The 23,732-nt window shown below is 65.4% G+C and carries 19 protein-coding genes; 10 read left to right on the plus strand and 9 right to left on the minus strand.

The features are described from left to right. The first annotated feature begins 101 nt into the window (after positions 1-101). Complete coding sequence (locus tag V8U06_RS20195; RefSeq protein ID WP_427142218.1) at positions 102-1,841, plus strand: amidohydrolase family protein; 1,740 nt, start codon at positions 102-104, stop codon at positions 1,839-1,841. 162 nt (positions 1,842-2,003) lie between these two features. After that, positions 2,004-2,714 carry a YczE/YyaS/YitT family protein gene (locus V8U06_RS20200; protein ID WP_226922348.1) on the plus strand — a complete coding sequence of 237 codons (711 nt, stop codon included), beginning with the start codon at positions 2,004-2,006 and terminating at the stop codon, positions 2,712-2,714. Between the two features lie 49 nt (positions 2,715-2,763). On the opposite strand, the gene V8U06_RS20205 is transcribed toward V8U06_RS20200, so the two are convergent. From V8U06_RS20205 to V8U06_RS20215, 3 genes are all read right to left on the minus strand, one after another. After that, complete coding sequence (locus tag V8U06_RS20205; RefSeq protein ID WP_427142219.1) at positions 2,764-4,761, minus strand: beta-N-acetylhexosaminidase; 1,998 nt, start codon at positions 4,759-4,761, stop codon at positions 2,764-2,766. A gap of 10 nt (positions 4,762-4,771) precedes the next feature. Next, positions 4,772-5,242, minus strand: coding sequence for a GNAT family N-acetyltransferase (locus V8U06_RS20210; protein WP_427142220.1), 471 nt, complete (start codon positions 5,240-5,242; stop codon positions 4,772-4,774). 91 nt (positions 5,243-5,333) lie between these two features. Beyond that, complete coding sequence (locus V8U06_RS20215) at positions 5,334-6,662, minus strand: MFS transporter (RefSeq protein WP_427142221.1); 1,329 nt, start codon at positions 6,660-6,662, stop codon at positions 5,334-5,336. A gap of 263 nt (positions 6,663-6,925) precedes the next feature. Here V8U06_RS20215 and cyoA point away from each other — a divergent pair, with 263 nt between their 5' ends. The 8 genes from cyoA to V8U06_RS20255 all read left to right on the plus strand — a co-directional run bounded on the left by cyoA (position 6,926) and on the right by V8U06_RS20255 (position 15,340). After that, on the plus strand, positions 6,926-8,032 hold the full coding sequence (cyoA, locus tag V8U06_RS20220; protein WP_427142222.1) for a ubiquinol oxidase subunit II: 1,107 nt from the start codon (positions 6,926-6,928) through the stop codon (positions 8,030-8,032). Positions 8,033-8,092: 60 nt separating this feature from the next. Continuing rightward, complete coding sequence (gene cyoB, locus V8U06_RS20225) at positions 8,093-10,096, plus strand: cytochrome o ubiquinol oxidase subunit I (protein ID WP_427142223.1); 2,004 nt, start codon at positions 8,093-8,095, stop codon at positions 10,094-10,096. A gap of 4 nt (positions 10,097-10,100) precedes the next feature. After that, positions 10,101-10,724, plus strand: coding sequence for a cytochrome o ubiquinol oxidase subunit III (cyoC, locus tag V8U06_RS20230; RefSeq protein ID WP_427142224.1), 624 nt, complete (start codon positions 10,101-10,103; stop codon positions 10,722-10,724). Next, on the plus strand, positions 10,721-11,107 hold the full coding sequence (cyoD, locus tag V8U06_RS20235) for a cytochrome o ubiquinol oxidase subunit IV (RefSeq protein WP_427142225.1): 387 nt from the start codon (positions 10,721-10,723) through the stop codon (positions 11,105-11,107). The genes cyoC and cyoD overlap by 4 nt, the downstream gene beginning before the upstream one ends. 73 nt (positions 11,108-11,180) lie before the next feature. Then, positions 11,181-11,900: an SURF1 family protein gene (locus tag V8U06_RS20240; protein WP_427142226.1), complete on the plus strand. Its 720-nt coding sequence runs from the start codon at positions 11,181-11,183 to the stop codon at positions 11,898-11,900. 198 nt (positions 11,901-12,098) lie between these two features. Next, positions 12,099-13,124 carry an extracellular solute-binding protein gene (locus V8U06_RS20245; RefSeq protein WP_427142285.1) on the plus strand — a complete coding sequence of 342 codons (1,026 nt, stop codon included), beginning with the start codon at positions 12,099-12,101 and terminating at the stop codon, positions 13,122-13,124. 38 nt (positions 13,125-13,162) lie between these two features. After that, complete coding sequence (locus V8U06_RS20250) at positions 13,163-14,590, plus strand: amidase (protein WP_427142227.1); 1,428 nt, start codon at positions 13,163-13,165, stop codon at positions 14,588-14,590. 69 nt (positions 14,591-14,659) lie between these two features. Beyond that, a complete protein-coding gene (locus tag V8U06_RS20255; RefSeq protein ID WP_226922337.1) occupies positions 14,660-15,340 on the plus strand; it encodes a TetR/AcrR family transcriptional regulator in 681 nt (226 codons plus the stop codon). Between the two features lie 177 nt (positions 15,341-15,517). On the opposite strand, the gene V8U06_RS20260 is transcribed toward V8U06_RS20255, so the two are convergent. The 6 genes from V8U06_RS20260 to kdpB all read right to left on the minus strand — a co-directional run bounded on the left by V8U06_RS20260 (position 15,518) and on the right by kdpB (position 23,729). After that, positions 15,518-16,123: a helix-turn-helix domain-containing protein gene (locus tag V8U06_RS20260; RefSeq protein WP_427142228.1), complete on the minus strand. Its 606-nt coding sequence runs from the start codon at positions 16,121-16,123 to the stop codon at positions 15,518-15,520. After that, complete coding sequence (locus V8U06_RS20265) at positions 16,108-17,568, minus strand: amidase (RefSeq protein WP_427142229.1); 1,461 nt, start codon at positions 17,566-17,568, stop codon at positions 16,108-16,110. Before V8U06_RS20265 ends, V8U06_RS20260 begins: the two co-directional genes overlap by 16 nt. 149 nt (positions 17,569-17,717) lie before the next feature. After that, positions 17,718-18,413 (minus strand): response regulator, encoded by a 696-nt coding sequence (locus tag V8U06_RS20270; RefSeq protein ID WP_226922334.1) that lies wholly within the window; start codon positions 18,411-18,413, stop codon positions 17,718-17,720. After that, positions 18,410-21,112 carry an ATP-binding protein gene (locus V8U06_RS20275; RefSeq protein ID WP_427142230.1) on the minus strand — a complete coding sequence of 901 codons (2,703 nt, stop codon included), beginning with the start codon at positions 21,110-21,112 and terminating at the stop codon, positions 18,410-18,412. Before V8U06_RS20275 ends, V8U06_RS20270 begins: the two co-directional genes overlap by 4 nt. An 8-nt stretch (positions 21,113-21,120) precedes the next feature. Further along, positions 21,121-21,690, minus strand: a complete 570-nt coding sequence (kdpC, locus tag V8U06_RS20280; protein WP_427142231.1) for a potassium-transporting ATPase subunit KdpC — start codon at positions 21,688-21,690, stop codon at positions 21,121-21,123. A gap of 2 nt (positions 21,691-21,692) precedes the next feature. Next, positions 21,693-23,729, minus strand: a complete 2,037-nt coding sequence (gene kdpB / locus V8U06_RS20285; RefSeq protein WP_427142232.1) for a potassium-transporting ATPase subunit KdpB — start codon at positions 23,727-23,729, stop codon at positions 21,693-21,695. Between the last annotated feature and the right edge of the window lie 3 nt (positions 23,730-23,732).

Below are 23,732 nucleotides of genomic sequence, written 5' to 3' on the forward strand. Positions count from 1 at the left end.
CTGCGCGTAAAATACTGCTTTTCGGAAACGGTTCAATCGCGTCTTATGATTTCCAGGAAGCGCGGAGGCAGGAGCCGCCGCTTCGCAAATCGGAGGAAATCGTGAACCAGCACGTGAACATTCAAGAAGCCGCGCATTACGATACGGTGCGGGCGATCTTCGCCATCCTGAACGGGGAGCGCGAGGCGGACCTTCTGCTCAAGAACCTGAACATCCTCGATGTTCACGGCGAGAGCGTCTACAAGGGCTCGATCCTCGTCTATGACAAGCGCATCATCGCGCTCAATCCGGACGAGAGCGTGCTGAAGGTCAAGGAGATCTTCGACGGCAAGGGCCTCTATGCCATTCCCGGTCTGATCGACGCCCATATCCATTTCGAATCCCAGCTTGCCCATCCGACGGCGCTTGCCGAGGCGATGGTGCCCTGCGGCACGACGACGATCTATTCCGAATGCCTCGACCTTCTGAGCGCGGCCGGAGAGGAGGCCATCGATGCGGCGGAAAGGCTGTTCAAGGACTACGACAAGCTGCCCTACCGCCTCTACGCCTTCGCGCCGGGCAAGAAGACCGCCGCGTCCGTCACCGAGGCGGTGCTGAAGATGGAGCCGGTGATCGGGCTCGGCGAATTCGAGCACTTCACCTATTCCTCCGGCAATGACGACGACTTCCGCAAGGCGGCCTGGCTGCGCGCCCGCGGCGGCTTCATGAACGGTCATTGGGGCGTCACGGCGCTCTCGGACATGATCCTCAACTATCTGCCGGCCATCGGTTGCTCCAACAACCATGACGTCTGGAACGAGAAGGACATCGAGAAGAGCATCCGCTACGGCTTCCCGACGCATATCAAGTTCGGGGTCGGCAGCGCGGAAGTGATCAAGGTCCTGCTGCGCGCCATCGTCGACCGCAAATGGCCGACCGACAATTTCATGCTCTGCACGGACAACATCTCCATCGAGCGACTGCTGACCATGGGGCATATGGACTGGATCATCTCGCTCTGCGCCGAGATGGGCATCAATCCCATCCATGCGATCAAGATGGCGACCTACAACACGGCGCGCTCCTTCCACATGGAAGACAAGATCGGCTCGCTGACGCCCGGCCGCTTCGCCGATATCGTGCTGACGGACAGCCTGTCGAAGATCAACCCGCTCTACGTCTTCAAGGACGGCGAACTGGTGGCGAAGGACCGCAAGCTGCTGAAGAACGCCGAGATCGACTATTCCGGCATGTGCAAGAAGGGCGTTCCGGGTCTTGCGGACCTGACGGCGGACCAGCTCGACATCGCACCGCTGGAGGTGTCGGAGGATGGCAGCCGTGCGAAGGTCTATCTCTTCGACGTCTACGGCCGCGGCCACGCGAAGTTCTACCAGGAGGTCTGGGTGCCGATGAAGGACGGCCGGATCGTGCCGGAGGTCGACGGTGTGAAATACAGCCGCCTGTCGGTCATCCAGCGCTATGCGAACGGCAAGCGGCATATCGTCAACGGCCTGTTCAAGGGCGTTTCCCTCGACCGCGGCGCGGTCGCCACCTTCTGGCCGGCGCCGAAACCCTATTTCGTCGTGGTCGGCGAGGACAGCGCGGAAATGTGCCATTGCGTGCGCAAGGTCGACACCTATGCCGGCGCCTGCATCGTCACGGAGGACAAGGTGGAGAAGGCGGTGATGCCGCTCGACATCTACGGCGTCATGGCGAACATGACCGTTTCCGAGCTGACGGCGGCGGCGAGCGCCATCGATACTGCGCTGGAGAACCTGGGCAACAGCAACGAGGGCGAGCCTGTCGTCAACAAGCTGCTCAGCCTCTTCATCTCGCTGCACCGCTTCCGTTTCATGGCCTGACGGCCGGGGAGGTCCCGACAGGCGCCTCGGCGCCTGTTGGAAACATGAAGTTGCGGATTGACCGGAAGAAGGAGTTCCGGGACACCCGCCTGATGAAATCGACGGAGCGCGGGCGGCCGGGAGTGGGCTAGAGGCCCTGCGCGCCATCCTTGGGAGGAAACCATGGCACACAATGCGGCGGAAGCCGAAATCGTCGATACCGGCAGCCTTACCCGGCGCTGGATCATGTATGTTCTCGGGATCTACATCCTGACCTTCGGCGTGAGTCTCGCCATCCGCGCCGGCGTCGGCATCTCGCCGCAGAGCAGCCTGACGCGCACCATGACGCTCGTCTACACGCCGCTGAGCCAGGGCACGTACAACTTCATTCTCGAGCTCATCATGCTCGGCCTGACCTATCTGGTGCTGCCGAAGGATTTCAAGCTCAAGAACTTCGCCTCGCTGATCCCGGCTTTCGTCCTGGCCGTGTTCCTCGATCTCAACCTCAAGCTCACCGAATTCGTCGTGCTGGAGGATTACTATCTTCGGGTCGCGCTGTTGGTCTTCGCCGATGCGGCGCTCGCCTTCGGCCTCTTCCTGATGATCCGCGCCAACCTCGTGCTGATGCCCATCGACATGTTCGTCAACACGATCTTCAAGCGCACCGGCTGGAAGTGGGGCAACATCAAGACCGGTTTCGACTGCACGCTGCTCGTCACCTCGGCGCTGATCGGCCTCGCCTTCCTCGCAGAGATCAAGTTCATCCGCGAGGGCACCATCCTCAATGCCATCCTCGTCGGCCAGTACATCAAGCTCTATTTCTTCCTCTACAAGAAGATGAGCGCGAAGAACGGCGCGTCCGCACCGGGCAAGCTGGAAGCGGCCGCGGAGTAAGGACATCGACGGACGATGAAGGGCGCCCCGAAAGGGCGCCCTTTTCTCGTTACGAAGCGCCGTAGAGGACCGGCATCAGGCCGGCTGCGGCCTTGAAGCGCGCCCAGGACTTTTGCTCCGGCCGCGTCCAGCCGGTTTCGGCCACCGCCGAAAGGCGCGGGAAGACGAGGCGGTCGAAGACCGCGCGGTCTCCCATCGGCTCGGACCAGATGCAGGCTTGCACGCCGAGCAGCCGTTCCCTCTGCGCCGCGCTCCAGCCGGCGACGGGATCGAAGGCATAGGTCGCCTCGGCCGTCGAGGAGCCGGCCCAGCTGGCGCCCGGTTCGTCCCAGTCGGGACTTGCCGCCATGTCGAGATAATAGGCCTGGCCGGGGCAGACGACCATGGCGTATCCCGCTCCGGCAAGCGCGGCGGAGACATCCATGTCGCGCCAGCCGCAGAGATAGCTCTTGTCCTTGTCGATGACATTGCCGTGTGCCGCCTCTTCCCAGCCGCCGGTGATGCAGCCTTGCGACGCGAGGAATGTCTGGACGCGCGCCAGAAAGATCGCCTGTAGCGCCGCCGCGCCGGAGCCTTCGATCGCCTCGGCGAGTGGCGAATGGCTGGTCACGTTCAGTCGGCGGGCGTGGGTTTCCGCCATCGCCGCGCCGCCGATCTCACGCAGCTTCGCGAGCGCCTGCGGCGAGCCCGACCATGCGCCGAGCGGCACCTCGTCCGCCCCGACATGGATGGTCCGGAACGGGAAAAGATCGATCAGCTCTTCGAAGATCGTCTCCAGCGCCTGGTACGTCTCCTCGCGCGCCGGATTGAGGCAATTGTTCGGGAAGTTCTGGACGGAGTAATAGCTGCCTTTCTCGTCCGGGTCGCGCAGTTCGGGGATCGCCTGCTGCAGCGCGTGGCTGTGGCCAGGCACGTCGATCTCCGGCACGACCTCGATGCCGAGCCTTCCTGCATGGGCGACGATCTCGCCGATGGCGGCTTTCGTGTAGTAGCCGCCACTCTTTTCCGGCGGGCTGCCGAGGAGCGGCGGGATTGCAAGGCCATGGCCGCGCCACGCGCCGATTTCTGTAAGGGCGGGATAGGCATCGATCTCCACCCGCCAGGCCTCGTCGTCGGAAAGATGCCAGTGGAACCGGTTGAGCTTGTTCCAGGCGAGAACGGCCAGCAGTTTCCTGATCTCCGCGCTGCCGTAGAACCGGCGCGCCACGTCGAGATGCAGCCCACGCCAGCTCATCGATGGCGCATCCGTGACGGTGCCGCCTGTCGGGAAACCATAGCTCTCGGGGAAAAGGTGCGCGCCGCGCCAGATCTGGCCGAGCGTCACGAGACCGTAGAGGAGACCGGTGCGGCCGGACGCGGTGACGGTGACCTCTTCCCGCGAGAAGGCGAGCGCGTAGGCCTCCCTGGCAAGGCTTTCGTTCCGGTGAAGACGAACCGGGAGCCCGCCCTCCGCAATGGGGCGCACGATGCCTTCGGCGGCGAAGAGGTCGTGGACGAGGGATGTGAAGGCCGCGGCGGCGGCTTCGGCCTCCGCTCCATCGGCCATCAGGCAGAGCCCGGCCGGGGAGGCGCCGACGCCGGAAACGGAAACGGCATTGGGCCAGGGAATGACCGAAATCGGCACCGGGGGCCTGGCGGGAACCGGATAGGGCTCGACGCCCCGCTTCGGCGACGCATTTCCGCCCGCGCGGATGGTCGGCGCGGTGGCGACGGAGAGGATGCCGCCATCGGCAAGGGCGAGATAGGCGCCGCGCGCGCCATCCGTCCAGTGCTGGAAGGACCAGCCGAGATCCCGGAGGCTGATGGTCCAGCTCGCACCGGGTTCGAGTGCGTATCCGTCGGGTGGCAGAAGTTCCGTAAAGGTGGAGAGACGCCTGCCGATGGCGCCGCCTTCCGCGGTGGCGGCGAGGTCCACCTGGCACGGGCCGCTGATGCAGAGCCGGAAATCGCGCAGCGTCTCAGCCGAGCGGTTCGTCACGCGCAGTCTGTAGGTCATGGCGGTGTCGTCGCCGGCCGGAATCCAGGTGCTTTCGAGGACGAGGGTCATGGACGACGCCTCAGACCGCGAGCATGCCGGCATAGATGCCCGGGGTGGAATTGGGGATGGGCATCGCGCCGACGGTCTTTTCGTAGAAAGCCGAGGGGCCGACATCGCCGATAATGGCATAGGCATAGCCCATGCTCTTCAGATCGAAGAGGCTGGCAAGCAACAGGGCATGGCCGATGCCGAGCCCGCGCGCGGCCTCCTCGACGCCGGTCGGGCCGAAGAAGCCGCGGGCGATCGATTCATGGCAGGCGAAGCCGACGAGCCGGTTCGCGCGTGTGGCGATGAAGCAGGTGGGCGGCTGGCGCGTCAGGGCAACCGCGGCCTCGCTTGCCCAGCCGGTCTCGAAGGTCTTTTCCACCCATTCGGTAACGTGCTTCGCCTCGGGGGCGAGCGGGCGGCGGATCGTCACGCCGGCTTCCGCCATGCGGGCGTCGAGGGCAGGGTCAGGGCGCAGCAGCGAGAGGTTGACGAGATAATCCAAGGGAACCCTCCTGTTTGGCGCGAGACGCCCGCATGGTTTCGCCCGATTGCGTCCTGCGGGTCAAGTCGGCCTTCGGGAGGGAGCGCCCGGCCTATTGCTGGTCGAGCGCGCGCGACAGGGTGAGGGCCGCGATGGTGCAGATCGCGCCCGATATCAGGTAGCCGCCGATGAAGATGATGCCGAAGCTGGAGGCAAGGCCGAGCGCGACGAGCGGGGCGAAGCCCGCACCTACCAGCCAGGCGAGGTCCGAGGTCAGCGCGGCGCCGGTGTAGCGATAATATTTCGTGAAACGCGAGGAGACGGCGCCGGAGGATTGGCCGAAGGTGAGGCCGAGGATGAAGAAGCCGATCAGGATATAGGCGTCCTGTCCCTTGCCGCCCGCATCGAGCAGGAACGGTGCGGAGAAGGAGAAGATGGCGATCAGGATCGCGCCGGCCATGAGTTGGCTGCGCCGGCCGATCCGGTCGGCGATGACGCCCGACAGCACGATGCCGACCGCGCCCACCGCCGCGCCCGCCACCTGCACCCACAGGAATTCCGCCGCGGACTGACCGCCGTAGAGGGTGATCCAGCTCAGCGGGAAGATGGTGACGAGGTGGAACATGGCGAAGCTTGCGAGCGGCACGAAGGCGCCGAGCACCACGTCCATGGCGTGCTTGCTCAGCATTTCGAAGATCGGCCGTGCCACCAGTTCCTGCGCTTCCATCGCCGCGCCGAATTCCTTGCTGGCGACGATGCGCAGGCGCGCGAAGAGCGCCACGACATTGATCGCGAAGGCGACGAAGAACGGATAGCGCCAGCCCCAGGCGAGGAAGTCGGCTTCGGAGAGGTTGCTGACGAAATAGCCGAAGAGGATGCTCGCCAGCGCAAAGCCGATGGGGGCGCCGAGCTGCGGGATCATGGCGTACCAGCCCCGGTGGTTGGCCGGGGCGCTGAGGCTGAGCAGCGAGGCAAGCCCGTCCCAGGCCCCGCCGAGCGCAAAGCCCTGTCCGAGCCGGAAGAGCGCGAGCAGCGCCACCGCCCAGTAGCCGATCGTGTCGTAGCCCGGCAGGAAGGCGATGGAGGCCGTCGAGCCGCCGAGGATGAAGAGCGCCACCGTCAGCTTGGTGCCGCGACCGTAATTGCGGTCGAGCCACATGAAGACGAAGGAGCCGACCGGGCGGGAAAGGAAGGCGAGGGGGAACAGCGCGAAGGACATCAGCGTCGCGGTCACCGCGCTGCCCGCGAAGGGGAAGATCAGCTTGGGGAAGACGAGGATGGAGCCGAGGCCGTAGACGAAGAAGTCGAAGAACTCCGAGGTGCGGCCGATGACCACGCCGATGGCGACGCTGCCGGGGGAGAGCGGCTTGTCGTCCGCGTGCATGCGGCGGGCATCCCGCTCCAGACCGGACGATGTGGGGTGATGGGTGGCCGAACTCATGAACTCCTCCGCGGGGATTTGCGTCATGTCACGTGAATGTTGATCAATCCGCGGCGGATGGCAAGGACAAGTGCGTCCTGCCGGTACGGCGCCGAAATTGACAACAGGCATTTCTATTGCGCTAGTACAAACGCGCATCGACAGATAGTCCCTGATTGACTAGGCTCCTGCGACAGAATGCTGCGCTGCGACGATGGACCTCATTTCCAAGCCCCGTCGTGCCCGATTATTGCCGACTAGACAGAACGCAAGTTGAGGCCGAAATGCCGAAGCAATTCAGTTTAGCCCGACGCTCCATTCTTTTTGCCCTGATGCTCGCCACCTTGTCGGGCTGCAATATGGTCGTCATGGCGCCATCCGGCGATATCGCAGCACAGCAACGGGACCTCATCGTCGTCTCGACGATCCTGATGCTTGTGATCATCGTGCCCGTGATCTTCCTGACGCTGTTCTTTGCCTGGCGCTATCGCCAGTCGAACAGGGCGGCGACCTACGATCCCGAATGGCACCACTCCACCGGCCTCGAAGTCATCATCTGGTCGGCGCCGCTCGCCATCATCATCGCGCTCGGCGCGATCACCTGGGTCAGCACCCACAAGCTCGATCCCTACCGCCCGCTCGACCGGATCGATGCCGCGCGGCCCGTCACGGACGCGGTGAAGCCGATCACCGTCGAGGTGGTGGCGCTCGACTGGAAATGGCTGTTCTTCTACCCGGACTACGGCATCGCCACGGTCAACGAGATGGCCGCGCCGGTCGACGTGCCGATCAATTTCAAGCTCACCGCTTCCTCGGTGATGAATTCCTTCTACGTGCCCGCGCTCGCCGGCATGATCTACACCATGCCGGGCATGGAGACGAAGCTGCACGCCGTCATCAACAAGGCCGGCGAATATGAAGGCCTGTCGTCCAACTACAGCGGCGACGGCTTCTCCCACATGCGCTTCAAGTTCCACGGGCTCGACCAGGCCGGTTTCGACGCCTGGATCGCCCGCGTGAAGCAGAACGGCACGGCGCTGAACCGCGATGCCTATCTCAAGCTCGAAAAGCCGAGCTCCAAGGAGCCGGTGCGCTACTACGCCTCCGTCGACGACGGGCTCTACGATGCCGTGCTCAACATGTGCGTGCGCGAAGGGCAGATGTGCATGAAGGAGATGATGCATATCGACATGATGGGGGGCGCGGGCAAGGAGAGCCACGAGAACAAGGCGAAGCTCCAGCACGACAACCGCCATGCCGAGGAGGCGGCGCCCGCCGCCACCTTCCCGGAAACCGGCAATCCCGCGCGCAGCGAAGAGCCGGCCGAAGGCATCGAGGAACGGCAGGAGGAGCCGGCCACGATGAACCACGACGCACACCAGTCGCACTAGATTTTCATCGCCTCCGCCCTTCGCGGCGGACGCGCACTCGATACGCTATTGGACGATCCCATGTTCGGTGACATCAGCCTCACGCAATTCCTCTTCGGGCGGCTTTCTTGGGAAGCGATCCCCTATCACGAGCCCATCCTCGTCGCGACCTTCGCTGTCGTGGCGGTCGGCGGCCTTGCGCTGCTTGCCCTCATTACGAAGTTCAGGCTCTGGGGCTATCTCTGGAACGAATGGTTCACGTCGGTCGATCACAAGAAGATCGGCATCATGTACATCATCCTCGCCATCATCATGCTGCTGCGCGGCTTTGCCGACGCCATCATGATGCGCATCCAGCAGGCGATCGCCTTCAACGGCAGCGAGGGTTACCTCAATCCGCATCACTACGACCAGATCTTCACCGCGCATGGCGTGATCATGATCTTCTTCGTGGCGATGCCCTTTGTCACCGGCTTCATGAACTATGTCGTGCCGCTGCAGATCGGTGCGCGCGACGTCTCCTTCCCGTTCCTCAACAACTTCTCCTTCTGGATGACGACGGGCGGCGCCGTCATCATCATGATGTCGCTGTTCGTGGGCGAGTTCGCGCGCACCGGCTGGCTGGCCTATCCGCCGCTTTCGGGCGCGGACTACAGTCCTGGCGTCGGCGTCGACTATTACATCTGGGGCCTGCAGGTGGCGGGCGTCGGAACCACGCTTTCAGGCATCAACCTGATCGCGACCATCGTGAAGATGCGCGCGCCCGGCATGACCTTCATGAAGATGCCGGTCTTTACCTGGACCTCGCTCTGCACGAACATCCTGATCGTCGCGACCTTCCCGATCCTGACCGCCACGCTCGCGCTGCTGTCGCTCGACCGCTATGTCGGCACGAACTTCTTCACGAACGACCTCGGCGGCAATCCGATGATGTATATCAACCTCATCTGGATCTGGGGCCACCCGGAGGTCTACATCCTCGTGCTGCCGGCCTTCGGCATCTTTTCCGAGGTGGTGGCGACCTTCTGCGGCAAGCGCCTCTTCGGCTACACGTCCATGGTCTATGCGACCTGCGTGATCATGATCCTCTCCTACATCGTGTGGCTGCACCACTTCTTCACGATGGGCTCGGGCGCCTCGGTCAATGCCTTCTTCGGCATCACGACCATGATCATCTCGATCCCGACGGGCGCGAAGATGTTCAACTGGCTCTTCACCATGTATCGCGGCCGCATCCGCTACGAAGTGCCGATGCTGTGGACAGTCGGCTTCATGGTGACTTTCGTCATCGGCGGCATGACGGGCGTGATGCTCGCCATCCCCCCGGCCGACTTCGTGCTGCACAACTCGCTCTTCCTGATCGCCCACTTCCACAACGTCATCATCGGCGGCGTGCTGTTCGGCCTGATGGCGGGCGTCGTCTACTGGTTCCCCAAGGCCTTCGGCTACAAGCTCGATCCCTTCTGGGGCAAGATGAGCTTCTGGTTCTGGCAGATCGGCTTCTTCTTCGCCTTCATGCCGCTCTATGTGCTCGGCCTGATGGGCGTCACCCGCCGCGTCAGCCAGTTCGAGGACCCCTCGCTGCAGATCTGGTTCATCATCGCCGCCTTCGGCGCCGCCCTGATCGCGCTCGGCATCGGCTCCTTCATCGTCCAGCTCGTCGTCAGCTACCTGAAGCGCGACCAGCTGCGCTGCGACAGCGGCGACCCGTGGGACGGCCGCACCCTGGAATGGTCGACCTCCTCGCCCCCGCCGGACTACAATTTCGCCTTCACGCCCGTCGTGCACGATCATGACGGCTGGTACGACATGAAGAACCGCGGCTATGTGCGCCCGCTCGAAGGCTTCAAGCCGATCCACATGCCGAAGAGCACGGGCACGGGCGTCATTCTCGCCGGTCTCTCCGTCGTGCTCGCCTTCGCGCTGATCTGGTACATCTGGTGGCTGGCCGTCGTCTCCTTCATCGCGATCATCGCGGTGTCGATCGCCCATACCTTCAATTACGACCGCGACTTCTTCATCCCCGTCGAGACGGTGACGGCGACCGAGGACGCGCGCACGAAACTGCTTGCAGAACGGACCTGAGCCCATGAGCGCGACCCAAGTCCACAACCCCGACGAAAAGCCGGTCTTCTATCTGAAGGAAGAGCATCATCCGGAAAACAGCACCATGCTGGGTTTCTGGCTCTACCTGATGAGCGACTGCCTGATCTTCGCCGTGCTGTTCGCAACGCATGGCGTGCTCGGCCGCAACTATGCGGCGGGTCCCTCGCCAGCGGATCTCTTCGATCTCAACCTCGTCGCCATCAACACGGCGATGCTGCTGTTCTCCTCCATCACCTATGGCTTCGCCATGCTCCAGATGGAGCGCAACGCCAAGATGGAGACGCTGGTCTGGCTCGGCATCACCGGGCTCTTCGGCGCGGCCTTCCTCGGGCTGGAACTCTACGAGTTCTATCACCTGATCCTCGAAGGCGCCGGTCCGACGCGCTCGGCCTTCCTGTCGTCCTTCTTCACGCTGGTCGGCACGCACGGCCTGCACGTCACCTTCGGCACGATCTGGCTGATCACGCTGATGGTGCAGGTGAAGAAACACGGCCTCACCCAGGAAAACCGCCGCCGGCTGATGTGCCTTTCCATGTTCTGGCACTTCCTCGACGTCATCTGGATCGGTGTCTTCTCCTTCGTCTACCTTCTGGGAGTTCTCGGATGAGCCACGAAAGCGCTTCCCACGCCCATCATGCGCACAGCCACGGCCACGAGGCCGGCCACGGCTCCTTCAAGGGCTACATGATCGGCTTCATCCTCTCGATCATCCTGACGGCCATTCCCTTCTGGCTGGTCATGAGCGGCGCGCTCGACAGCAAGCTTCTGACGGCCGTCCTCGTCATGGGCATCGGCGTCGTGCAGATCGTCGTGCACATGATCTACTTCCTGCACATGAACCCGCGTTCGGAAGGCGGATGGACGATGATGGCGCTGATCTTCACGCTCGTCATCGTCGGCATCGCGCTCGCCGGCTCGCTCTGGGTCATGCATCATCTCAATGCGAACATGATGCCGATGACCCACGAGATGATGAAGAACATGCCCTGATGGGGATGAGCGGAAGCACGCAGGCAGCGATTGGCGGTGCCGCCGCCGGGCGTCGGGGAGCGCGATAGCCCCCATGCCCGAGCCGTCTTCCCGCGCCCGACACGCCCTGACCGGCTTTCTGCTCGTCCTCGTCGCCATCTTCCTGGCGCTCGGCAGCTGGCAGGTGCAGCGGCTGTTCTGGAAGCGCGACCTCATCGCCCGGGTCGAGGCCCGCATCCACGCCGACCCCGTGCCCGCGCCGTCCCGCGCAGCGTGGGATGGTGTAAGCGCGCAGAAAGACGAATACCGCCGCGTCACCGCGACGGGCCTCTTCCAGCATGAGCAATCCGTGCTGGTCCAGGCCGTCACGGAGCGGGGTGCCGGCTTCTGGGTTCTGACACCGATGACCCTTGCCGACGAGACGACCGTCCTCATCAACCGCGGCTTCGTGCCGGCGGACAAGCGCGACCCTGCCGACCGGCTGGGAAGCCAGCTCGCCGCCGGCCCCGTCACGGTGACGGGTCTCCTGCGCCTGAGCGAACCCGGCGGCGCGTTCCTGCGGTCCAACGATCCGGCGAACGACCGCTGGTTCTCCCGCGACGTCGCAGCCATCGCGGCAGACAGGGGGCTCATGAATGTCGCGCCCTATTTCATCGACGCGGACGCGGCACCCAATCCGGGCGGCCTGCCGGTCGGCGGCCTCACGGTCGTTGCCTTCCGCAATTCCCACCTCGTCTACGCCCTGACCTGGTATGCGCTCGCCGCCATGAGCCTGGGCGCCGCGTGGCAGATCCACCGCCGCCGTTTCGCTTGAGGATTCATAACCGGAAGCGGTTTTCGGCTGCTCGAAAATCTATTTGACTAAACGTTCAGTTTGTTTTCTCTTGATCGCGAGGCACCCGGGAGGACGGGAACGAGGCCCGGGGAGGGGGCTCGGCCAATCCGCCGCATCATGCGCCAGCGCATCGAAGCGCCTCGCCGACCTGGCCAATCAAGGGAGTTTTTCATGCGCATGCTTGTAACTGCCGCCACGTCCATCGCCGCGCTTCTGTCCTATGGACCGGCGCAGGCGGAGGGCGTCCTGAACATCTACAACTGGGGGGAATATACGAGCCCGGAACTCGTCAAGAAGTTCGAGGCGACCTACGACGTCAAGGTGACGATCACCGACTTCGATTCCAACGACACGGCGATCGCCAAGGCCCGCCAGGGCGGCAACGATTTCGACATCGTCGTGCCGTCCTCGACCTTCGTGAAGATCTGGATCGACGAGGGCCTGCTGCTCGAGGCGCGGCCCGACCAGATGGAAAATTTCAAGCACATGGATCCGCGCTGGGTGGATGTCGATTTCGACCCCGGCCGCCGCTACACCGTGCCGTGGCAATGGGGCACGACCGGCGTGATGGTCGACAAGACGGTCTATTCCGGCGACCCGAACACCTCGGCGATCTTCCTCGACCCGCCGCCGGAACTGGTCGGCAAGGTCAACGTGCTGCCGGAAATGGGCGACGTGCTTTCGCTCGCCGTCTCCTACGAGGGCGGCGAAGTCTGCACGGATGACAAGGACATTCTGCGCAAGGTGCGCGACCGACTTGCCGCCGCGCGCGACAAGTGGATCGCGCTCGACTACCCGAACATCGAGAAATACACCGCCGGCGACTATGCGGCGGGCGTTACCTGGGGCGGGGCGGCGATGCGCGTGCGCCTGAAGAGCGACCGCTTCGTCTACGGCTACCCGAAGGAAGGTTATCCGATCTGGATGGACAATGTCGCGATCCTGAAGACCGCGCCGCATGTCGAGAACGCCAGGCTGTTCATGAACTTCATCATGGACCCCGAAAACGCCGCGCTGATCTCCGCCTATGCCCGTTATGCCAATGGCATCAAGGGCTCGGAAAAGTACATGCCCGAGGACATGCGCACCGCACCGGAGATCGTCGTGCCGGAAGAACATCTTGCGCATGGCCGCTTCTCCCCGGCCTGCCCGCAGGCGGTCAACGACCTCTACACCAAGATCTGGACCGAGGTGCTGAAGTGATGCGCCCGGCCGACAAGACCCTTTCACCGGAGCCGCCCATGAACGACCTCGACCTGTGTTACCTCTCTGCCCATGAGGCCATCGGCCTTTTCAAGAGCGGGAAACTCTCCCCCGTCGAATTGATGGAGGCGACGATCCGGCGGGCGGAGGCGCTGAAGGGATCGGTCAACGCGCTGACCTATACGCATTTCGACGAGGCCATGGACCGCGCCCGCAAGGCGGAGGCCAAATATGCCAAAGGTGCGCGCATCGGCGTGCTGGAAGGCCTGCCCGTCGGCATCAAGGACGAGAGCGACATTGCCGGCAAACCGACCTCCATCGGTTCGCTGATCCAGAAGGACTATATCGCGGACCGTACCTCGACGATGAATGCCCGCATCATGGCGGCGGGCGGCATTGCCCATGCGCGCACGGCGACGCCGGAATTCTGCTGCGCCGGCACCACCTGGTCGCGCCTGTGGGGCGTCACGCGCAATCCCTGGAATCCCGATTTCACCTGCGGCGGCTCCTCTGGCGGGGCCGGCGCGTCGCTTGCCTCCGGCACGTCGACGCTGGCGACGGGCTCGGATATCGGCGGCTCGATCCGCATTCCGGCTTCCGCCTGCGGTGTCGTCGGCTACAAGCCGCCCTATGGCCGCAATCCGGATGATACGCCCTTCAACCTCGACTTCTTCTGCCATACCGGCCCGATGGCCCGTACGGTGAAGGATGCGATCCTGCTGCAGAACGTCATGTGTGGCCCGGACCCCCAGGATATCGCCTCGCTGCGTCCGAAGCTGCGCCTGCCGCTGGAATACAAGCCGATCAAGGGCTGGAAGATCGCCTTCTCGATGAATCTCGGCGTCTTCGAGGTTGACCCGGACGTGCAGAAGAACACGCTCGCCGCCCTCGATGTCTTCCGCTCGCTCGGCGCGACGGTGGAGGAGGTCGATCTTGGCTGGCCGCCGCATATCCTTGAAGCCGGCATGGGCTATCTCGAGCACCTCTTCGGCGGATATCTTTCGACGCTGCTAGAAGAGCACGGCGACAAGATGACGACCTATGCCCGTGATTTCGCGGAAAAGGGCCGGGTCTCGAAGTCCACCGACTTCGTCGGGAGCCTCGAAGTGATCGGCGAGATGTACCGCACGCTCGGCCCGATCCTCGATCGATACGACGTGCTCGTCTGCCCGACCAATGCGCTGCCCGCCGTGCCGGCGGATTTCGACCATACGACGGGAACGGTCGAGATCAACGGCAAGCTGGTCAATCCCTCGCTCGGTTGGGTCATGACGACGCCCTTCAACATGATGAGCCGCTGCCCCGTGCTGTCCGTGCCCTCGGGGCGCGCCGGCACCGGCGTGCCGACCGGCCTGCAGATCGTCGGCCGGACCTACCGGGATGCCGACGTCTTCCGGGCTGGCCTCGCTTTCGAGGAAGCGGCCGGCCCATGGTATGGCGATGCGGCGCATCGTCCGAGCCTGTAAGCGCCGTTGACCGCGAACGTCCGCCGTCCGATAAGGGCGGCGGACCATCCCTCAGTCGGGAACGATGCGTTGAAGACACCGAAAGCCGCGACACCGCCGGACGGGGAACCGGACGGCGCAACGCCGATGACCAAGACCGGCCGGCAGGACCGCCGGCACCTGCGCGGGCAGGCGAGCGCCCAGCGGATCATCGACACCACCATCCGCCTGATCGCCGAGGAGGGCATGGCGGGCGTCACCATGCAGCGGATCGCCGGCGAGATCGGCTCGTCCAACGCGCTGGTCGTCTTTCATTTCGGCTCGAAGGAAAAGCTCTTCCGCGCCGTGCTCGAATATCTCAACGACCAGTTCGCCCGGCTCTGGGAGGAAACCGTCGACAAGCCCGGCCTTTCGCCGGCCGAGCGCATCGTCGCCTCCATCGATTGCGCCCGGCATTTTCGCCGGCAGCATCCCGACTGGGTCTCGGTCTGGGTGCTCTTCGGCAGCGACCGGCAGACCATGCAGCTCGACAAGATGATCAGCCTGCCAAGCGACCGGGCCTATCTGGACCAGTCGCGCAGGATGCTGGCCGAGGTGGCGCGGGACGGCGGCTATCAGGGCGTGGATACGGATACGCTGGCCGAGGGGCTGAACTATCTGGTGCAGGGCGCCTGGTACTGGGACACCTTCAATCCCGACATGGCGGGCTCCGAGGCGCTGCACAAGACGGCGATGACGCTGCTGCGTCAGGCGTTTCCAAACAGTTTCTAGAAAAAAGGGCCCCGCACGAAGCGGGGCAGCGAGCGCCACGGTTGGCTCCCAATGACGCGGGGAAGCTCGCGGGTTGCGCGAGTGCCTTTCAAGTAAGGTCTTGCCCGGGCGCAGGGAAGGTCTGATTCGGCGATTCCGGTACGCTTGCTAAAATAAACTCGCCTGCTGCATTTCAGGTCACACCCGCGACGCGGTGAGAAGGGCCTCGAGTCCGGCAAGCTGGAAGCGCCAGAAATGCGCGACGGCCGTGCGAATGTCCTCGGCGGTTTCGTAGCGGATGAGGATTGCGGCCAGCGTGTCGAGCGTGCGGGTAAAGACCTGCTCCAGCACGAAGCGCAGATGCGGGTCGTCCTGCCGCCCGAGACGAAGCACCGCGCGGCCGGTCATTTCCGCGACCATTTCGCCGCGATGGGCCTCATAGGCCGTGCCGGCGGCCCGGCCCATCAGGATCGCCGCGATGTGGCGGTGCGTGACCCAGAAGGCGAGGAGGTCGCCGGCCTCTCGCGAGCGCTGCGCATCCATTGCCTGCCAGTCGGTGCGGATCTCGAATTCGCCGAGACGGGCGCTCAGCAGACGGCGGTGCTCGGCCGCCCGTTCGGCGGGCAGCACGCGGTCGAACAGGTCCGTCTTGTCCTTCACATATTTGTAGACGTTGCTGGCGCTCGTGCCGGCGCGCTCGGCAATGTCGGCGATGCGCGCGGCCTCGAAGCCGCGTTCGGCAAAAATGGCACCCGCGGCGTCGAGGATGCGCAGGCGAAGGTCGTCCTTCAGGATTTGCGGCATGCGAGGTCCCGTGAAAGCGCAAGAAGGCGCGGCGCCCAGGGTGCCGCCTTTTCCAGCTGGAAGGCAAGCCGGAACAACAGCGCATCCTCGCCGTCGCGCGCTGCGAAGTGGCTGCCGGCCGGCAATCCCTCGTCGCTCCAGAAAAGCGGCACGGACATGGCGGGCCAGCCGGCGAGCGAGGCTGCGGCGGTGAAGCCGGCGCTGCGCTCGAAATGCGCGCGTAGCCGCTCCGGTGGGCAATCGGGCGCTACGGTGCCGAGCGGGAAGGCGGTGAACGGGATGGTCGGCGACAGCAGGATATCCACGCCGTCGAAGGCGCGTTCCGCCGCTTCGCCGGCCGCCGACAACTCTGCCGCGGCCTCCGTCAAGCGGGAGGGCGCCAGTCCGCGGGCATGGCCGATGAGCATGATCGTGTAGGGCTCGAGGCAGGCGGCCATGGCCTCGGGTGGAAGACCGGGCGCCAGGAAATCCAGCATGCCGGCGGTCGTCATGGCCATGATGTCGAAAACGGCGCGGCTTGCCGTCCGCCCATCGAAGCGCGGGCCTTCGACCGGCGTGACGTCATGGCCGAGGGCACGGCAGAGCGTGACGGTGTGCTCCAGCGCCGCCACGGCGGCTGTATCCGGTGCATTGCCGAAGGCGTCGCGGTGATAGTGCCCGATCCGAAGCCGGTGCGGCGGATTTTCGGCAAGCGTCACGGCTTCCGGCAGGCCGGGGGCGATGTCGTCGGCTTCCGTCACGCGCAGCCAGGTGGCGCTGTCGCGCACCGAGCGGCTGAGGCAATGTTCGCTGAGGATTGCGGCGAGCGGCATCTCCTTCGGCAGGCCGGCAAAACGCGTGCGCCAACGGCTCGGCTTGAAGCCGAAGACGCCGCAGAGCGACGCCGGCCCGCGGATCGACCCGCCGCCATCCGAGGCATGCGCGAGCGGCACCATGCCGGAGGCGACGGCGGCAGCCGCGCCGCCGGACGAACCGCCGGTCGAGCGGGAGAGATCCCAGGGATTGCGCGTTGCGCCCGTCGCAAGGGGCTCCGTCGTGCCGATCAGGCCGAATTCCGAGGTGGCGGTCTTGCCGAGGATCAGGAGGCCGGCTGCGTCGAGCGCGTCGGTATAGGGCGAGCCGGCGGGTGCGACCTGTCCGGCCATGAGCCGGGAGCCGAGGCCGATCGGTTGACCGGGATAGGCGAGCAGATCCTTGAGCAGGGTGGGAACGCCGGCAAGGGCGCCGTCTGCCGCGAGGGCCTGGGCGCGCTGGCGTGCGGCGTCGAAGGCGATGGAACTCAGGGCGTTGAGCAGCGGGTTCAACTGCTCGATGCGGGCGATGGCCGCATCGAGCAGGTCTTCCGGCGTCAGTTGCCCTGCGCGCACCGCTTCGGCCTGTGCGGTGGCGTCGAATTCGACAAGGGGAAGGGCGTCGATCGGGTCGGCTTGGGCGTGCAGCGGCATGGCGGACCCCAAAAGAGAATTATCTATTCTCTTTTGGGTAACACGAAAGCAGGATCGTGTCGACCCGGTGCCTCCAGGCACAGCGATGCGTCGGCCGCGAGGCCGGGAAAGGCGAAGGAGAGGATTGCCACAGCCTTGACCGGCCGGGATCAGGCGTCCTGATCGACGGTAAGGCGATAGCCGACGCCGGGCTCCGTGCGCACGATGGTGGGGTGGGTCGGGTCGCGCTCGATCTTCTGGCGGAGCTGGCCGATGAAGACGCGCAGATAGTGCAGATCCTCGCCGTGGGCCGGTCCCCACACGGCGGTGAGCAGCGCCTTGTGCGTGACGACGCGCCCGGCATGGCGGGAAAGAAGGATGAGGAGATCGTATTCCTTCGGCGTCAGCCGGATGGCCTCGCCGTCGCGCGAGACGATCCGGTGCACCGTGTCGATGACGAGCCCGTCGGTCGAAAGGTTCGCCGGTGCGGCGGCGGCGCGCTCGCGGTGGCGCAATGCGGTGCGGATGCGGGCCGTCAACTCGCCGATGCCGAAGGGCTTTTCGATATAGTCGTCGGCGCCGAGGTCGAGCGCGGCGATCTTCTCGCTCTCGCGTTCGCGGGCGGAAAGAATGATGATCGGGATGGTCGTCCAGCCCCGCAGGCTCGTCACGACCTCCTTGCCGTCCATATCCGGCAGGCCGAGATCGAGGATGACGAGGTCGGGCGCAAGCGTCGCCACCGCCTTCAGCGCCTCCGCGCCGTTCGCAGCTTCCACCACATCGTAGCCCGCGGCCTTGAGGGCGGGCTTGAGGAACCGCTGGATCTGCGGTTCGTCGTCCACCACAAGGATGCGCTCGCTCGTCATTTCGCCCTGTCAGCCTTCTTCTCGTCAGCCTTCTTTTCGCCGGCCGGCAAGCGGATGACGATGCGCGTTCCCTTCTTCTTCACGGCCGGGCTTTCCGCATGGATCGTGCCGCCCATCGCCTCGACGAAGCCGCGGGAGATGGACAGGCCAAGGCCGGTTCCGGGCGCGCGCCCGTCCGGCTTGCCGCGGCGATAGAATTTTTCGAAGACGCGGTCGAGCTCGGCGGGCGGGATGCCCTTGCCGAGGTCCGTGACGGAGATCAGCACATCCTGGCCGTCGCGCCGGGCATAGACGTTGACCGGCTCTTCGCCGCCGAATTTCACGGCATTGTCGAGGAGGTTGAACAGCACCTGGCCGAGCAGGACGCTGTCGCCCTCGACGAGCGGAAGATCCGGGGCGATGCCGGTCTCGATGGTCTTGCCGGGCAGGTGCTTTCGCGCCCGCTCGATGGCGGACTGCACCACGTCGGCGACATCCAGCCAGTCGCTCTTCGGTTTCAGCGTGCCGGATTCGATGCGTGTCATGTCGAGGAGGTTGGAAACGAAGCGGCTCATGCGGCTGCCCTCCTCCTCGATGGACTGGAGCAGGTCGTCGCGGCTCTCGACGGTCATCTTGTCGCCGAGCTGGCGCAGGCTCGTGACGGCGCCCATGATGGTGGCGAGCGGGGTGCGCAGGTCGTGCGAGATGGAGGAAAGCAGCGCCTCGCGATAGCGTTCGCCCTCCAGCTTTGCCGCCTGCTCGACGCTCTCCTCCGAAAGCCGCGCGCGGTCGAGCGCGATGGCGGTCTGGTCGAGGATGGCCGAAAGGGCGCGTTCGGCGTTGATGTCGAGGCTTTCTTCCGCCTGCTGGATGCCGCAGACGCCGACGAGGCCATGCGGGCCCATCAGCGGGCGGAACTCGAAGCGGCTGTTGGGCAGCGTGCCCGTGCCGGCGCCCGCCGTTTCCTGCTTGTCGCGCGTCCAGCGCGCGGCGGTGAAGTCGGTGACGTCGAGTTCCGTGTCCGGCGGCCAGACCGCGGCGACCTTGAGATCGGCCTTGTCCGGCAGGAGAAGCACGATGTTGCGCTTGAGGCTTGCCTGCAGATGCGACACCGCCAGCCAGATCGCATCGTCCGCCTTGGCGGCCGTCGAGAGCTTGCGCGAGAAATCGTAGAGCGACTGCAGGGCGGTGGCGCGCACCCGCGCCACTTCCGCCTGCTCCTTGATGCGCGAGGCGAAGCCGCCCGCGATGATCGCCACCGACAGGAAGACGACCAGCGCGAAGACTTCGTGCGGCGCGGTGATCGTGAAGGTGTGCAGCGGATCGATGAAGAGGAAATTGTAGGCGAGCGCCGACAGGACCGCGGCGATGAAGGCCGAGGCATAGCCGCCCAGCACCGCCGCGCCGAGCACCGCCAGCAGGAAGAGCAGGGAGATGTTCGGCAGTTCGGCAAAGAGATGGACCAGCTTGCCGACGACCGCCGTCGCGGCCGTCAACCCGCCGGCGATCAGCGCGGACTGGCGGAAGGACGCGATGGTCATGCGCGGCAGCGGCGCGGGGGCGGCCGGCTTCTCGCTCTTTTCCGGCGTGACGAAATAGACGCCGAGCCCGGCCGCGTGGCGCGAGAGGGCATCCGGCAGCGACGGGGTGAAGAACCGCGTCCAGCCACGATTGCGTCGCGCGCCGATGACGATCTGCGTGGCGTGCTCGCGGCGGGCGAGCTTCAGGATTTCCTCGACGAAGTCGTTGCCGACCACACGGCGGGTCTCCGCGCCGAGTTGCTCGGCGAGGCGGAACAGCGCTTCCATGCGCTGCAGGCGCTCCGTCGTTTCCGTTTCGCGGTCGGCCCGTTCGATGGAGACGACGATCCACGGCGCGTTGAGGCCCGAGGCAAGGCGGCTTGCCACGCGCACGACCTTCTCCGACAGAGCATCCGGTCCGACGCAGACGATCAGCCGTTCGCCCGTCGCCCAGGGGCCTTCGATGGCGTTCTGCTTGAGGTAGTCGACCATCTGGTCGTCCACCCGGTCGGCCGTGCGGCGAAGGGCAAGTTCGCGCAGCGCCGTCAGATTGCCGAGGCGGAAGAAGCGGTCGACGGCGCGGCTGGCGCTTTCGGGCAGGTAGACCTTGCCCTCCTTGAGGCGCTCGATCAGCTCCGTCGGCGGCAGGTCGACCAGCACGATCTCGTCGGCCTTCTTGAGCACGACATCCGGCACGCGCTCGCGCACGGTGACGCCGGTGATCTGCGCCACGAGGTCGGCAAGGCTTTCGAGATGCTGGATGTTGAGGGCGGTCCAGACATCGATGCCGGCGGCGATCAGTTCCTCGATATCCTGGTGACGCTTCGGATGCCGGCTTCCCTCCGGATTGGAATGGGCAAGCTCGTCGACCAGCACGATGCGCGGCCGGCGGGCGAGCGCGCCATCGAGGTCGAATTCCTCCAGCGTCTTGCCACGATGGCTGATCTGCGTGCGTGGCAGGACCTCGAGCCCGTTCAGCAAGGCGGCGGTCTCGCCGCGCCCATGGGTTTCCACGAGGCCGACGACGACGTCGACACCTTCGGCCTTCAGTCGGCCGGCACGCGTCAGCATGGCATAGGTCTTGCCGACGCCGGGGGCGGCCCCCAGGAAAACGGTCAACTTGCCCCGGCGGTCTTTCTCCGCCAGGGCAAGCAATGCGTCGGGATCGGGTCGGCGATTGGCCTCGCGGTTTTCCGCCATTCTCACTCTCATGTTCCGTGCGCGTCGAGCGCCAGGTTCAGCTTTAGCACGTTCACCCGCGGCTCGCCGATGAATCCGAAAACACGGCCTTCTATACGGTTTTCGACCAGATTGGCGACCTCTGTTTCCGACAGTCCCCGCGCCTTTGCCACTCTGGCGACCTGCGCCCGGGCGAAAGCTGGGGATATGTGCGGATCGAGGCCGGAGCCGGAGGTCGTCACGGCATCGGCGGGAACCGGCGTCGCGATGCCCGTGGCCGTGAGACGGCCGATCTCGGCTTCAACGCGTTCCTTCAACCTGGCCGAGGTGGCGCCGAGGTTGGAGCCGGAAGAGGCGGCCGCGTTGTAGGCGTCAGGGCCGGTCGCGGAGGGGCGCGGCCAGAAATACCTGTCCGTACCGAAGGCCTGGCCGATCAGCTCGGAGCCGATGACCGCCCCGTTCCTTTCGATGCGCGAGCCATTGGCGGCGGCCGGCATGGCGACCTGCGCGATGCCGGTCACGGCAAGCGGATAGGCGAGCCCCAGAAGGGCGGTCAGGGCGACGACGAGGGTGAGGGCGGGGCGAAGATGGTTCAGCATGATTACACCAGATGGAGGGCGCTGACGGCAAGGTCGATAGCCTTGATGCCTGCAAAGGGCAGGATCAGGCCGCCGAGGCCGTAGACGAGGAGATTGCGGCGCAGGAGCGCAGCCGCGCCGGCCGGGCGATAGCCGACGCCGCGCAGCGCCAGCGGAATGAGCGCGACGATGATCAACGCATTGAAGATGACCGCCGAGAGAATGGCCGACTGCGGCGAGGCCAGGTTCATGATGTTGAGCGCGTCGAGTGCCGGATAGGTCGCGACGAACAGCGCCGGGATGATCGCGAAATACTTCGCGACGTCGTTGGCGATGGAGAAGGTCGTCAGCGAGCCGCGCGTCATGAGAAGCTGCTTGCCGATTTCGACGATCTCGATGAGCTTGGTGGGGCTGGAATCGAGGTCCACCATGTTGGCCGCCTCGCGGGCCGCCTGGGTGCCGGTCTGCATGGCGACGCCGACATCGGCCTGCGCCAGGGCCGGGGCGTCGTTGGTGCCGTCGCCGCACATGGCGATGAGGCGGCCGCCCTGCTGCTCGCGGCGAATATAGGCGAGCTTGTCCTCCGGCGTCGCCTGGGCGAGGAAGTCGTCCACGCCGGCTTCCGAGGCGATGGCCGCGGCGGTGACCGGGTTGTCGCCCGTCACCATGACGGTGCGGATGCCCATGGCGCGCAGCGCCGCGAAGCGCTCCTTGATGCCCGGCTTCACCACGTCCTTGAGATGGATGACGCCGAGCAGGCGCGTGCCGTCGGCCACGGCGAGCGGGGTGCCGCCGCTGCGGGCGATCGTCTCGACGGCGCGGCGGAATTCGGCGGGCGCTTCGCCTTCCGCAACACCGGCGAAGCGCAGCACGGCATCGACCGCGCCCTTGCGCAACCGGCGGCCGGCGGCATCGACGCCGGAAAGGCGGGTCTCGGCGGTGAATTCGATCACGGCGTCGAAGCGGGCCTCCGGCATGGCGATGCCGAACTCGCCGGCGGCGAGCGCCACGATGGAGCGACCCTCCGGCGTTTCGTCGGAAAGGCTTGCGACAAGAGCAGCCTGCGCAAGCTCGGCCTGCGAGACGCCGGGGGCGGGCAGGAAGTCGCTGGCCATGCGGTTGCCGAAGGTGATGGTGCCGGTCTTGTCGAGCAGCAGCGTGTCGACGTCGCCGGCCGCTTCCACCGCCCGGCCCGAGGTGGCGATGACGTTGAAGCGCACGAGGCGGTCCATGCCGGCGATGCCGATGGCCGAGAGCAGACCGCCGATGGTCGTCGGGATGAGCGTGACGAACAGGGCGGCGAGCACCGTGACGGTCAGCACCGTGCCGGAATAGCCGGCAAGCCCCCAGATGGCGACGCAGACGAAGAGGAAGATCAGGGTCAGGCCCGACAGCAGGATCGACAGCGCGATTTCGTTCGGTGTCTTCTGGCGCTGTGCGCCTTCGATGAGCGCGATCATGCGGTCGACGAAGGACGAGCCGGGGGCGACGGTGATCTTCACCTTGATCTCGTCCGACAGCACCTGCGTGCCGCCGGTGACGGCCGAGCGGTCGCCGCCGGATTCGCGGATGACCGGAGCGGATTCGCCGGTGATGGCGCTCTCGTTGACCGAGGCGACGCCTTCGACGACCTCGCCATCGCCGGGGATCAGCTCTCCGGCTGCAACGACCACGACGTCACCGACGGCAAGGCTGGTCGCGGGGATCGTTTCCGTCATGCCGCCGGCGGTAAACCGGCGGGCGACGAGTTCGGATTTCGTGCGCTTCAGGCTGTCGGCCTGCGCCCGGCCGCGCCCTTCGGCGACGGCTTCGGCGAAGGTGGCGAAAAGCACGGTGAACCAGAGCCAGGCGGCGATCTGGCAGGAGAAGCCGGTTTCCGGGGTGCCTGTGATAAGGTCGCGCAGGAAGAGTACGGTGACGACGGCCGCGACGGCTTCGGTGACGAAGATCACGGGATTGCGCACCAGCTTGCGCGGGTCGAGCTTGACGACGGCGTCGCGCGCGGCCGGCAGCAGGATGGCGGGGTCGAGGAGGCTTGGAGCGTGATGGTCCTTGGACATGGC

Origin of the sequence: Shinella sp. G-2 (genome assembly GCF_050172695.1) — a bacterium.
Classification (GTDB): domain Bacteria; phylum Pseudomonadota; class Alphaproteobacteria; order Rhizobiales; family Rhizobiaceae; genus Shinella.